Below are 12,513 nucleotides of genomic sequence, written 5' to 3'. Positions count from 1 at the left end.
TGGTTACTGTAGACCGGTACAAGTAAGTCCGATTGCTTGGCAACCTCCCTCGGGCGAAGGGGCGGACGATGGCTCAACGAGCATCGACGGCGTCGAAGAAATCCACGCAGGTCAGCGCGCAGGTCATCAGGGACCTGCATGAGCGCATGGTGCGCATCCGGCTGTTCGAGACCGAAGCGGGAAAGCTCATGGAGGCGGGCAAGCTGCCCGGCTTCCTGCACCTGTATGTCGGCCAGGAAGCGGTGGCCGCCGGCGTGATGGCGGCCCTGCGCGACGACGACCAGATCACCTCCACCCACCGCGGCCACGGGCACGCCGTGGCCAAGGGCGTCGGCTTCCGCGAGATGTACGCCGAGCTGTACGGCCGGGTCACCGGCGCGTGCCTCGGCCGCGGCGGGAGCATGCACATCAACGACCTCACCCGGGGCATGCTCGGCGCCAACGGCATCGTCGGGGCCGGCGTCCCGATCGCCGTGGGCGCCGCCTTCGCCGCCCGGTACAAGGGCGAGGACAGCGTCGCCGTGACCTTCTTCGGTGACGGCGCCACCAACATCGGCGCCTTCCACGAGGGCGCCAACATGGCCGCGATACTCGGCCTGCCCGTGGTCTTCGTCTGCGAGAACAACGGCTACGCGGAGTTCACCCCGCAGTCCGGGCACATGCTGCTCACCGATGTCGCCGACCGGGCCGCCGCCTACGGCATGCCCAGCGTCATCGTCGACGGCATGGACGCGGTCGCCGTCCACCGCGCCGCCACCGAGGCCGTCGAACGGGCCCGGGCCGGCGCGGGCCCGATGATGATCGAGGCCAAGACCTACCGCTTCTTCGACCACCAGGGCGTCAAGGGCCTGCGTCACCCCTACCGCTCGGACGAGGAGGTCGCCGAGTGGAAGACCCGCGACCCCATCGACCTGATCGAGGCCCGGGCGGTCGCCGACGGCACCGCGACCCGCGCGGACCTGGACGACGTGTGGCGGCGCACGCGCGAGGAGATCGCCGAGGCCATCGCGTACGCCGAGGCGAGCCCGCTGCCCGACCCCGCCGATCTGCTGCTCAACGTCTACTCGGGATGACGCCATGACCACCACCACCGAAACACCGGCCGCCACCCCGGTCGCGGCCACGCGCAAACTCACCTACGTCAAGGCCTTCAACGAGGGGCTCGCGCAGGCCATGCGCGAGGACGAGAACGTCTTCGTCGCCGGCGAGGACGTGGCCGGATACGGCGGCGTGTTCCGCATGTTCGACAACCTGCTCGACGAGTTCGGCCCGCGCCGCATGATCGACACCCCGATCTCCGAGGCCGCCCTGGTCGGCCTCGGCGTGGGAGCCGCCGCCCGGGGGCTGCGCCCCGTCGTCGACCTGATGTTCATGGACTTCATCGGCGTCTGCCTCGACCAGATCGTCAACCAGGCGGCGAAGATGAAGTACATGTTCGGCGGCGGGCTGTCCGTGCCGCTCACCATCACCACCGCCTCCGGAGCCGGCCTCGGGGCAGCGGCCCAGCACAGCCAGAGCCTGGAGGCCTGGCTGGCCCATGTGCCCGGCCTCAAGGTGGTGATGCCGTGCGACGCGTACACCGCCAAGGGCCTGACCGTCTCGGCCATCCGGGACGACAACCCGGTCGTCGTCATGCTCAACAAGGTCCTGCTCGGCGCCGCCGGCGAGGTGCCCGAGGAGATCTACGGCATCCCGCTGGGCCGGGCGCACACCGCGCGCCAGGGCTCCGACGTCACCGTGATCGCCCTCGGCCGCATGGTGGGGGAGGCCCTCGCGGCGGCCGACGAACTCGCCGCCGAAGGCGTGGAGATCGAGGTGATCGACCCCCGGACCGTGCAGCCGCTGGACACCGAGACGATGTTCGCCTCCGTCCGCCGCACCAACCGGGTGCTCGTGGTGCACGAGGCCGTCACCTTCGGCGGGCTCGGGGCGGAGATCGCCGCCCAGATCCAGGACGCCGCCTTCGACCACCTGGACGCGCCGGTCCTGCGCATCGGCGCCCCCTTCTCCCCGGTGCCCTTCTCTCCCGTCCTGGAGAAGGCGTACGTGCCCGATCGCGCCCGCATCGCCCAGGGCTGCCGGCGCCTCCTCGAAAGGTCGTGACCGACGTGGCGGTCGAGGTTCTGCTGCCGAAGATCGGCCTGACCATGCAGGAAGGCACGATCGACGAATGGCTGGTGCCCACCGGCGCGGCCGTCGCGGAGGGCGAGGCGCTGCTGCGGCTGGCCACCGACAAGGTCGACGTGGACGTCGAGGCGGAGGCCGGGGGGCTGTTCCACCCGGTGGTCCCGGCCGGGGTCACCCTGCCGGCCGGGGCTCTCATCGGCTGGCTGCTGGCCGAGGGCGAGCAGCCACCTGAGCAGGCGGTCGGGCCGACGCCCGCCGGACCCGGGACCGGTGCGGGTGCGGCTGTCGTGCCCGCTCTCGACGGCGCGGCGCCGTCCGCCCGCGGCACCGGTGGCCGGCTGCTGTCCTCGCCGAACGCCCGGCGGGTCGCCGCGGCCGCCGGCGTCGACCTGACCGGCGTACACGGCACGGGGCCGGGCGGCCGGATCGTCTCCGAGGACGTGGAGGAGTTCCTGGCCGCCCTCCCGGGCGACCTCGCCACGCCGGTCCCGGCCGGCGGCACCCCCGCCTCGCCGCTCGTCCGCAAGCTGGCGAGGGAACGGGGCATCGACCTCTCCGGGGTGAACGGCACAGGACCCGGCGGCCGGATCCGCAGGGCGGACCTGGAGGGAGCCGCTCCGGCACCCGAACCCGCCCCCGACCGGCCCGGTGAGGTCATCCCGCTCACCGGGATGCGCGGCACCATCGCCCGCAGGATGCACGCCAGCCTCCAGGAGATGGCCCAGCTGACGCACGGCTACGAGGTGCGGATGGACGCCGTGGTGTCCCTGCGGGACCGGCTCAAGGAGGAGTGGGCCGACGGCGACCTGCCGGTGCCCAGCCTCAACGACTTCCTGCTGAAGGCCGCCGCCCTGGCCCTGCGCGAGCACCCGCTGCTCAACGCGACGGTGCGGGAGGACGGCATCCATCTGCTCGACGCCGTCCACCTGGGCTTCGCGGTGGCCGTTCCCGGCGGTCTCATGGTCCCCGTGATCGAGGACGCGGTGGCGTTGCCGCTGCCTGAGATCGCCCGCCGCTCGAAGTCCCTGGCCCGGGCCGCGCGCGAGGGGCGGATCTCCCCCGTGCAGCTGGAAGGGGCCACCTTCACCGTCACCTCGCTCGGCGGGTACGGCGTCGACTTCTTCACCCCCGTGATCAACCCCGGGAATGTCGCGATCCTCGGGGTGGGCAGGCTCAGGGACGGCGTCGAGTGGGCGGACGACCGGCCGCTGCGGACGCGGGTGCTCACCCTGAGCCTCACCTTCGACCACCGCGCCGTCGACGGCGCACCCGCCGCCGAATATCTGCGCACGGTCGGTGAGCTGCTGAGCAAGCCCCTCCGCCTGCTGGTGTGACCGGCCTACCGGGCCGGGTCGGCGATCCGCTCCGCGAGATCGCCGACCTCGCGGACGAAGGAGCGGTGCCCCAGCGACCGGTAGACGTCGTCGCCCCTGACCTGCGAGATCGCCGCCGTCTCCAGCAGCGCCAGCATGCCCAGACCGATCACCGCCGCCTCGGCGTCGGAGACGGACGAGCGGGCCTTGCGGATCAGCCGCACCAGCTCGTCCAGCAACTCCGTACGGCTCTCCTGGCGCAGCGCCTCCGCGTCCTGGCTCATGCCGGCCGACGACACGAAGAACACGGTGGCGGCGGACCGGTGTTCGCCCATCCAGGCCAGCAGCGTGGTGACCGCCGCCCCGATGTCCGAGCCCGGTTCGTGGGCCTGCGTGATCGCCTGCAGCTGCTCGCGCAGCGCGCCGGCGAACGCCCGCATGGCCTCCGCCAGGACCTGGTCCTTGGAGGCGAAGTGGTAGTACACCGCTGCCGAGGTCATCTCCGCACGAGCGGCGATATCGGCCACCGTCACCTCGTCCGGCGGCTGCGTGGCGAACAACTCCGTGGCTGCCTCGATCACCCACTGCTTGCGCGAGGGGCGGTGGGCGGCGCGGGTTCCGGATGTCGTCATGCTGTCAAGTATGCCGGGACCTCGGTGCCCCGGAGGCCAGCGCGCAGCAGGAATTATGCGGACAGGCGATCGGAGTTACTGGATACAATGGTCAGTACGGAGGGCCCACGGACGCGGGTTCACGGCAGCGGGGCAGGGAGCATGATGGCCACCACGAAGAACGGCAAGCAGCCCGCCCACCGCCCCTCGCGGCGGCAGCACATCATCACCGCCGCCGTGCGGGTGTTCGGCCGCAGCGGGTTCGCGGAGACCAGCATCCAGGACATCGCGGACGAGGCACAGGTGGTCCCCACGGCCGTCTACTACCACTTCGACGGCAAGGAGGAACTGCTCGAACTCGCCATGCGCCGGGTCTTCGACCAGCTGAACGCCGTCGTGGAGGCGGCCAGGCCGGAGTCCGAGCCGGGTGACGCGGAGGGCCTGGTCCGCGTCATCGACGCCGTGTGGGAGTGGGTGGAGCGGAACCCGGACGAGGCGCGGCTCTACCAGGTCCAGGTGGCCTCCGCCAACGGCAGCGTCAAGGTGCTGCGGGACGAGTTCGAGCAGCGGCACATCCAGCGCGGCTACGACTATCTGCCCGAGGGGACCACGCGCAGCCCCCGCGCGGCGAAGGCCCGGCACGCGTCACAGGCCCTCGCGGTCCGCACCCTGATCAGTACGACCATGCTCGTCACGGCGTTGCGGGCGGAGGGAGGACCGCTGTCGCAACTGCCCTCCCGGTCCGTGCTGGAGGCGGTCAGGGAGCTGGCGCTGCGCATCGTGGCCGCCGAGCAGAAGCAGGCCACCTGAAGTCTTTCACCAGGGCAGTGGCCTGCGGTCGGCGAACAGCCCGCCCGTCGTCCCGTCGCCCTCGGGAAGCGTCGCCAGCCAGACCGGGGTGTCCGCACCCACCTCCGGACCGCGCGGAGCGGCCGGGCCGCCCATGCCGCTGCGGGTCCAGCCGGGGTCGGCGGCGTTGACCAGGACGCCCGTGCCGGCCAGCTCGGCCGCGAGCATCCGGGTCAGGACGTTGAGCGCCGTCTTGGAGATCCGGTAGGAGGGGTGCCGGCCGGAGTCCATCAGCGCCAGGGAACCGTACGAGCTGGTGACGTTCACGACCCGGCCGTAGCCCGCCTCCACCATGCCCGGGACGACGGCCTGCGCCATGCGCCAGGCGCCGGTGAGGTTCGTGTCCAGTGTCGCCCGCAGGACGTCCTCGTCGAGGCACGGAGGCCGCAGCTCCCGGTCCAGGGACACTCCCGCGTTGTTCACCAGGACGTCGATCCGGCCGGTCAGCTCCCGTGCCTCCAGGACCGCTTCGCCGACGCTCTTCGCGGAGGTCACGTCCAGGGCCAGCGGCAGCGCCGCCGGACCGACCGCCCGGCACGCCTCCTCGGCGGCCTCCCGTGCTCGCGCCGCGACCAGGACCCGCAGCCCCCGGTCCGCGAGCTGCCGGCACATCTCCAGGCCGATTCCGCGCGCCCCGCCCGTGACGAGCGCGGTTCTGTCGTCGTGTCGCATGGCGTGTCCGCCCCTTTCACACCGTGAGGACCGAGCAGGCGCTGATCCCGGGCGCCCCGTACACATGGGTGAAGCCCACCCGGGGAGCGCCCGGCACCTGCACACCGGGCGCCCGGCCCTGCAACTGCCGTACGACCTCGTGGAACTGACGCAGCCCGGAGGCGCCGACGGGCTCTCCGCCGGCCAGACAGCCGCCGTCGGTGTTGACCGGTATCCGGCCCGTGGGACCGGTGGCCCCGCCGGCCAGCAGCTCCTCCTGCTCGCCGTGGCCGCACAGCCCGGTCTCCGCCAGGTGGACCAGCTCCGAGCCGCTGTCGGTGTCCTGCAACTGGGCGACCCGCACGTCGGCGGGCCGAACCCCCGCCGTGCGGAAGGCCGCCGCCGCGGCGTCGACGCTGGGACTGCGGTGCGGTCCCGGCGGCAGCCAGGGCGAGAACACCTCGAACGAACCGAACCGCCGGGTCCGGAAGGCCAACGACGCCAGCCTGACCGGCCGTTCGCACAGGTCGAACGCCCGGTCGCCGAGCGCGAGCACCAGGGCGGCCGCGCCCTGGCCCGGCGAACAGAACATGTACTGGGTGAGCGGGGGACTGACCTCGGCGGAGTCGAGGATCTCCTGCTCCGTCAGCGGTTTGCGCCGCCAGGCCAGGGGATGGTGCGAGCCGTTGCGGAAGGCTCGCGCGGCCACCATCGCCAGCGCCCGCTGCGAGATCCCGTGCTCGTACAGGTACCGCTGGGTCTTCAGCGCGAAGAACTGGGTCGTGAGCATCATTCCGGTCTCGGCGTACCAGTCGCCCAGGCCGTACCGGGCCGCGGAGACATGGAACGCGCCCCGCTCGTGCTTGTCGAACCCCACAGCCAGTCCGAGGGAGGCCTCGCCCGCGCGCAGGGCGCTGGCCACCGCGAGCACGGTGGAGGCCCCGGTCGCGCAGCCGTTCTGCACGTTGACGAACGGCACTCCGGTCAGGCCCAGCCGGCCCACCAGGGTGTCGGGCTTGCCGGACACGTCGGACCCGCCGGCCGCGTAGCCGATGTCCGCCCAGCCGACCCCGGCGTCGGCCAGCGCCTCGCGCACCGCCCGCTCGGCCATGTCCATGCCGGTGACGCTCTCGTCGCGGCCGAAGGGATGCATGCCGCATCCGACCACGTACACGTCGTCGGGCCCGCTCATCGCTCCCCGTCCCGCTCCGGGCGGAACGCGAACGTCACCACCTCGGTTCCGTCCTCGTCCCGGTAGGCGGGCACCGTGGTGAGCCGGACGGGCAGACCGATCCGGATCTCCGCGCGCGGCACCACGAGGCGCGCCTCGACCAGCACCTCACCGAGGTCCACATAGCCCACGTGGTACGGCCGGTGGCCGCCGGCCGGCGGCCGGTACGGCGGCTTCGGCGGGAACGCCTGGAGCGTCCACGACCACACCCGCCCGCTCACCGGCAGCACCCGTGCGGACATCACCCCGTCCGGACACCTGGGGCACGAGTCCTGCCGGGGGAAGACGACCGTGCCGCACCCCGAACAGCGGGCGCCCAGGAGCCGCGGCCCGTCCCCGCCGTGGGGCTCCCCGTTCTCGAACAACGACTCGTCGATGAGCCTGGTGGTCATGTTCCGTCCCTCCTTTCCACGTCACCAGCCCAGCAGGTCGGCCAGCCGTTCCCGATGGTGTGCGGCGCCGCCCAGCAGCACCGCGTCGGACTGGGCACGCCGGAAGTACAGGTGTGCGTCGTGTTCCCAGGTGAAGCCCATCCCGCCGTGGAGCTGCACGGCCTCGGCGGCCACGGAGACGAACGCCTCCGAGGACCACGCCTGTGCCACCGCCGCCGCCTCGGCCAGCGCCCCGGGCGAGCCGTCCGCCCGGACCGCGCGCACCACGGCCGACCGCGCGCCCTCGACCTGGAGCAGCATGTCGGCGCAGGCGTGCTTGACCGCCTGGAAGCCGCCGATCGCCCGGCCGAACTGGCTACGGTCGCGCACATGGGCCACCGTCATGTCCAAGGCGGCCTGCGCTCCGCCCAGTTGCTCGGCGGCCAGCGCCACCAGGGCCACGTCCAGGGCGCGCGAGACGAGGTCCGCCCCCTCGCCGCCGGCGGTCAGCACCCGGGCCCGCGCGCCGGAGAACGTGACCACCGCCTGCCCCCGGCTCAGGTCCAGCGTGGGTACCCGGCGCACCGTGACCCCGGGCTCGCGCGGGCCGGCCAGGAAGAGGTCCACCCCGTCGGTCCCGGCCGCGGCCACCACCAGCGTCTCGGCGTCGGCACCGTCGAGCACGAACGGCGCGGTGCCGTGCAGCAGGGGGACACCGCCCTGCCAGGAGACGGCCACCGGCACGGCGTCGGGCCGCCAGGTCCCGTCGGGCGCGGCCACCGCCAGGGCGTGCACGGTGCCCGCGGCCAGCCCGGCCAGCGCCTTGTCGGCCGTACCGCAGCCGGCCAGCACCTGACCGGCCAGCACGGTGGAGGACAGCAGCGGGACCGGTGCCAGTGTCCTGCCCAGTTCCTCGCAGACCACGGCGATCTCGGCGAGACCGCCGATGCCTCCCGCCGGTTCGGGCAGCCCGAGGGCCGCCAGGCCGACCTGCCGTCCGAGGGTGTCCCACAACCCGGCGTCGATGCCCGGTGCCTCCTCGGAGAGACGGCGTACCGCGGCGGTGCCGCCGGCGTCGGCGCACACCGACCGCACGGTCTCGCGCAGGTCCTCCAGTTCGGCGTCCGACAGAGTCGTGCCGTCGGTCACGGTGGTCGTCATCATGCGCTCCCGGAGTTCTCACGCCGCTCGCGCAGGGCGCTGTGCGCGGCCGCCATCCGGGCCACCGGCACGCGGTGCGCGGAGCAGGAGACGTAGTCGAGACCGAGGTCGTCGCAGAACGCGATCGACTCGGGGTCCCCGCCGTGCTCACCGCACACGCCCAGCTTGATGGCGGGCCGTACGCCGCGCGCCCGCTCGGCCGCCAGGCGGACCAGGGCGCCCACCCCGTGCGGGTCGAGGCGGGCGAACGGGCTGGCGGTCAGGAACCCGCGCTCCTGGTACGAGGCGAGCACCTGGCGCTCGACGTCGTCCCGGGAGAACCCGTAGGTGAGCTGGGTGAGGTCGTTGGTGCCGAACGAGAAGAACTCGGCGTGCTCGGCCAGTTCGCCGGCCAGCAGCGCGGCCCGCGGGGTCTCGATCATCGTGCCGAGCCGGTACGGGACCTCCACCCCGGTGCGGGCGGCGACCGTGTCGGCCGCGCCGCGTACGTACGCGGCCGCGGTGGCCAGTTCCTCCGGCAGGCTGACGAGCGGGATCATCACCTCCAGCTCCGGCCGGACCCCGGTCGCGGCGACGTCGGCCCAGGCGGTGAAGAGGGCCTCGGCCTGCGCCGGGTAGAGCCTCTCGTGCAGCAGCGCGAGCCGTACCCCGCGCAGCCCGAGCATCGGGTTCGCCTCGCGCAGCGCGGCGGCCCGCTGTTCCTCGGCCGCGTCCAGGGCCTGCCCGGGGGCGGGCAGGAACTCGTGCAGCGGGGCGTCCAGCAGGCGCACGGTCACCGGGCGGTTCCCGACCGCGGCGAGCAACGCGCGGAAGTCCTCGTGCTGGGCGTGCTCCAGTCCCAGCAGCGCTTCGTCGCGGGCCGTCCGGTCGGCGGCCAGCAGCACCCGGCGGATCAGCGGCAGCCGCTCACCGAGGAACTGGTGTTCCGTACGGCACAGCCCGACACCCTCCGCGCCCAGGGCGAGGGCCGTGTCCACCTCGGCGGCGGTGTCGGCGTTGACCCGCACACCCAGCCGGCGTACGCCGTCCGCCCACTCCAGCAGGGTGGACAGTTCGGGCGGCGGTCCGGCCACGCTCACGCTCAGCGTCCCGGCGTAGACGGCGCCGGTACGGCCGTCCAGCGAGACCGGGTCGCCCTCACGCACCACCCGCTCGCCGAAACGGACCGTCCCGGCGGCGAGGTCGACCCGCAGCCCCTCGGCGCCGCACACCGCGGGCCTGCCGGCGCCCCGTGCCACCACGGCGGCGTGCGAGGCGATTCCGCCGCTGCCGGTGAGCACGGCGGCGGAGGCCAGCATCCCGGGGACGTCCGCCGGGGTCGTCTCGGCGGCCACGAGCACGACCCGCGTTCCGTCCGAGGCCAGTTCGAGGGCACGTTCGCTGGACAGCACGACCGCACCGGTCGCCGCCCCGGGCGACGCGGGCAGTCCTCTCACCAAGAGCTCCTCCCCGCCGGTCAGCCGCAGTTGGGGGTGCAGCAGTTCCTGCACCTGCGCGGGGCTGATCCGCCGTACGGCCTCCTCGCGGCCGAGTGCCCCGTCCCGGGCCAGGTCCGCGGCCAGACACACCGAGGCCCGAAGCGGCGGGCGGAGCTGCGCCGAGGCGGCGAGCAGGGAGATCTCGTCGTCGCGCACCTCGAAGTCGACCGACACCGGCGCGCGCAGATGGCGCTCCAGGGTGAGCAGGGAGTGCTCCAGCAGAGCGGTGCCGCCCGCGAGCCGGTCCAGCGGTTCACCGGTGTGCGGCGGCGGGGCGCTGCGGCGCACCCCCCGGAAGAAGGAGCCATGGAGGGAGAGGCGCCCGGTCTCGGGATCGCGGCTGACCGCCGTGCCGTGGCCCGAGTGGTCCGCCGGGCCGATGCGCAGGGCCTGCACATGCAGGGCGACGGCCAGCTCGGCGGGGAGCCGCTGGGCGCGGCGGGACCTTCGGGCACGCGGTGAGTCCCACCGGCCCAGGAGGGCACGCGCGGCCAGCGCGAGCTGCTGCGCCGGGTCGTCGGGGTAGGGCCGGGAGCCGTGCTCCGCCACCAGGGACAGCAGTACCTCCACCCGTGCCCGCGGTCCGGACGCGTCGAGGAGGGCGTCGTCGAGCAGTGCGCCGGGCACGTCGAGGGCGTACTCGGCGATCATGCGCATGGTGGCGGCCCACACCTCGTACAGCGCGTCCGCGCGCCCGATGACGGCACACAGGTCGTCGGCACGGGCGGGGGCGACGCCGAGACAGGGCAGGTCGGGCGGCAGTCCGGCGATCTCGCTCGGCGCGCTCGCCGACAGGCGCAGCAGCAGCGGCCGGGCCGCGTCGCCGATCCGGCGCCCCGAGAGCTGTTCGACCAGTTCCACCGCGGCTTCGGCGGTGTCGGGTCCGCACAGCGAGGAGGCGGCGCCGGCGGGCACGGTGAGCCCCGGCACGACCGGCAGGCCGAGGGCCACCAGCCGGTCCATCGCCGCGCCGTGCGCGCCCAGCTGAGCGGCGTCGAGACCCCGGCTCCGGCCCTGGCCGTAGGGCACCAGGTTCCGGCCGGGGGTACCGGAGGGCGCCCCGGCCGGGGCGAGCGGGTCCGCCGCGCGGTCGGTGACGCTCAACCCCGGCTCCTCGCGACCAGTTCCTCTTCACGGGCCTCGTCCTCGGCCCGGCTGATTCCCAGCACGAGCAGCAGCTCCTGGTGGAGCCGCATCCACACCGTGTGGTACGAGTCGCACAGCGGCGAGGCCAGCCACTCCGGCGCGCCGTCGTCGAAGCGGTCGAGGGCGTCCTCCAGGGCCGTCAGGTACTGTCCGCTGCCCGCGAGCACCCGGTCCAGCCGGCGCAGCACGGGCTGGATGGCCTCGTGCACGTCCTCAAGCGACTCACGCACCCCGGCGTCGTAGACGTCGTCCGAGTGGTCGTTGGCGGTGCCGTCGGGGCGGCACTGCCATGCGGTGCACACGTCGCGGATCTTCCGGTTGACCGGCAGGAACGCCTCGTACGCCGCGGTGATCCGCTCCTCCTGCTCGGAGCCGGCGGGCACCCGCAGGATCCGCGCGGCGGCGGCCTTGGCACGCTCGGTCGGCAGGACGACCGGCCCCTTCACCATCGCCAGCCCGGCGTCGGCCAGCTCACGGTGCTCGGACTCCGGCCTGCCGCGCCACATGCCACGCAGAACGAGGTCGACGACGGCTTCGGTGAGGGGCTCGTCGGACCCGTTCGGAAGGTCCACGGCAGCAGATTGCATCGCCACACCTTTTCCCCGGTTCTGTGGTGACCGGTTCCTCGGTTCTGTGTTGCCCGGAGGTTACGCCTCGGCGGGCTGGTTAGTGAAGAGGAACTCAAGAAACACTTTCGGGTTCCCTGGCCTCGGCCCGGCTGTCGCCCGCCTTCGGACGGCCCCGCGCGGCGAGGAAGGACGCCATGCGGTCCTGTGCCTCCCGGCCGTCCGCGAGGGCGACGATCGACCGCGCCTCCTCGGCGAGGTGGCGGCGCAGTTCGTCGGCGGCTCCCGCGCGCAGCAGGCTCTTCGCGGCGCGCAGCGCGCCGGTGGCGCCGGCGGCCAGATCGGCCGCGGTCCGGTGTGCCGTGTCGTCCAGGCCGTCGTCGTCCACGCACCGCGACACCAGGCCCCATTGTTCGGCGTCGTCGCCGGTCAGGACCCGGTTGGTCAGGATCAGGTCCGCCGCCCTCCGGGGGCCCGCCAGACGCGGCAGGAACCAGGACGCCCCGCAGTCCGGCGTGAGCCCGATCGCCGTGTACGCCAGCCGGAACCGCGCGGACCGGGCCGCCAGGACGATGTCTCCCACGAGGGCGAGACCGATCCCGCCGCCAGCGGCCGCCCCGCGCACGGCGGTCACCAGCGGCACCGGCAGGTCGTACAGGGCCAGTATCGCGGCGTGCGCGGCGCTCGCCACGGCGTGCACGTAGGCGCCCGTCTCCGCGCCGCGACCGGCGAAGGCGCGCAGGTCGCCGCCCACGCAGAAGCTGCCGCCCGCCGCCCGCAGCAGGACCGCGCCGCCCGGGTCCGCGGCCAGCTCGAAGGCCGCGTCCCGCAGTGCCTCGGCCGTCCTCAGGTCCAGGGCGTTGCCCCGCCCGGGATCGTCCAGTCTCAGTTCGACGACTCCGTCGGGCCGGCGGACGATCCGGACCGGCTCGGTGCTCGCGGTCGGGCTCATGGTGGTTCTCCTGTCGTCTTCCGCAGCCGGGTGCTTCCCGGCAAGATACTGAAGACG

12 protein-coding genes are annotated in these 12,513 nt (G+C 73.7%); 4 read left to right on the top strand and 8 right to left on the bottom strand.

Annotated features, from left to right (window positions below; translation table 11 throughout):
* Positions 1–68 precede the first annotated feature (68 nt).
* Genes ABT057_RS05330 through ABT057_RS05320 form a run of 3 tightly spaced genes read left to right on the top strand, consistent with a single transcriptional unit; the run spans position 69 to position 3,461 of the window.
* The gene (locus tag ABT057_RS05330) at positions 69–1,073 is read left to right on the top strand and encodes a thiamine pyrophosphate-dependent dehydrogenase E1 component subunit alpha (RefSeq protein WP_352341108.1); all 1,005 of its coding nucleotides are present in this window, start codon (positions 69–71) and stop codon (positions 1,071–1,073) included.
* A gap of 4 nt (positions 1,074–1,077) precedes the next feature.
* Positions 1,078–2,103 (top strand): alpha-ketoacid dehydrogenase subunit beta, encoded by a 1,026-nt coding sequence (locus ABT057_RS05325; RefSeq protein WP_352341107.1) that lies wholly within the window; start codon positions 1,078–1,080, stop codon positions 2,101–2,103.
* Between the two features lie 5 nt (positions 2,104–2,108).
* The gene (locus ABT057_RS05320) at positions 2,109–3,461 is read left to right on the top strand and encodes a dihydrolipoamide acetyltransferase family protein (RefSeq protein WP_352341106.1); all 1,353 of its coding nucleotides are present in this window, start codon (positions 2,109–2,111) and stop codon (positions 3,459–3,461) included.
* A 5-nt stretch (positions 3,462–3,466) separates the two neighbouring features.
* On the opposite strand, the gene ABT057_RS05315 is transcribed toward ABT057_RS05320, so the two are convergent.
* A complete protein-coding gene (locus ABT057_RS05315) occupies positions 3,467–4,072 on the bottom strand; it encodes a TetR/AcrR family transcriptional regulator (RefSeq protein WP_352341105.1) in 606 nt (201 codons plus the stop codon).
* A gap of 141 nt (positions 4,073–4,213) precedes the next feature.
* Between ABT057_RS05315 and ABT057_RS05310 the strand changes: the two genes are divergently transcribed.
* Complete coding sequence (locus tag ABT057_RS05310) at positions 4,214–4,861, top strand: TetR/AcrR family transcriptional regulator (protein ID WP_352341104.1); 648 nt, start codon at positions 4,214–4,216, stop codon at positions 4,859–4,861.
* 6 nt (positions 4,862–4,867) lie between these two features.
* On the opposite strand, the gene ABT057_RS05305 is transcribed toward ABT057_RS05310, so the two are convergent.
* The 7 genes from ABT057_RS05305 to ABT057_RS05275 form a co-directional block, all read right to left on the bottom strand.
* The gene (locus ABT057_RS05305) at positions 4,868–5,572 is read right to left on the bottom strand and encodes an SDR family NAD(P)-dependent oxidoreductase (RefSeq protein WP_352341103.1); all 705 of its coding nucleotides are present in this window, start codon (positions 5,570–5,572) and stop codon (positions 4,868–4,870) included.
* A 16-nt stretch (positions 5,573–5,588) separates the two neighbouring features.
* Complete coding sequence (locus tag ABT057_RS05300; RefSeq protein ID WP_352341102.1) at positions 5,589–6,743, bottom strand: thiolase family protein; 1,155 nt, start codon at positions 6,741–6,743, stop codon at positions 5,589–5,591.
* Positions 6,740–7,174: a Zn-ribbon domain-containing OB-fold protein gene (locus ABT057_RS05295; protein WP_352341101.1), complete on the bottom strand. Its 435-nt coding sequence runs from the start codon at positions 7,172–7,174 to the stop codon at positions 6,740–6,742. Before ABT057_RS05295 ends, ABT057_RS05300 begins: the two co-directional genes overlap by 4 nt.
* A 21-nt stretch (positions 7,175–7,195) precedes the next feature.
* The gene (locus ABT057_RS05290; protein ID WP_352341100.1) at positions 7,196–8,314 is read right to left on the bottom strand and encodes an acyl-CoA dehydrogenase family protein; all 1,119 of its coding nucleotides are present in this window, start codon (positions 8,312–8,314) and stop codon (positions 7,196–7,198) included.
* On the bottom strand, positions 8,314–10,896 hold the full coding sequence (locus ABT057_RS05285; protein ID WP_352341099.1) for a putative PEP-binding protein: 2,583 nt from the start codon (positions 10,894–10,896) through the stop codon (positions 8,314–8,316). Before ABT057_RS05285 ends, ABT057_RS05290 begins: the two co-directional genes overlap by 1 nt.
* Positions 10,893–11,525: a hypothetical protein gene (locus tag ABT057_RS05280; protein ID WP_352341098.1), complete on the bottom strand. Its 633-nt coding sequence runs from the start codon at positions 11,523–11,525 to the stop codon at positions 10,893–10,895. Before ABT057_RS05280 ends, ABT057_RS05285 begins: the two co-directional genes overlap by 4 nt.
* Positions 11,526–11,619: 94 nt before the next feature.
* Positions 11,620–12,456: an enoyl-CoA hydratase/isomerase family protein gene (locus ABT057_RS05275; protein ID WP_352341097.1), complete on the bottom strand. Its 837-nt coding sequence runs from the start codon at positions 12,454–12,456 to the stop codon at positions 11,620–11,622.
* Between the last annotated feature and the right edge of the window lie 57 nt (positions 12,457–12,513).

The organism is Streptomyces sp. NPDC002588, assembly GCF_040295925.1.
Taxonomy (GTDB): Bacteria; Actinomycetota; Actinomycetes; order Streptomycetales; family Streptomycetaceae; genus Streptomyces.
The sequence above is the reverse complement of the archived record's forward strand: the minus strand, read 5'-3'. Positions and strand labels throughout refer to the sequence as shown.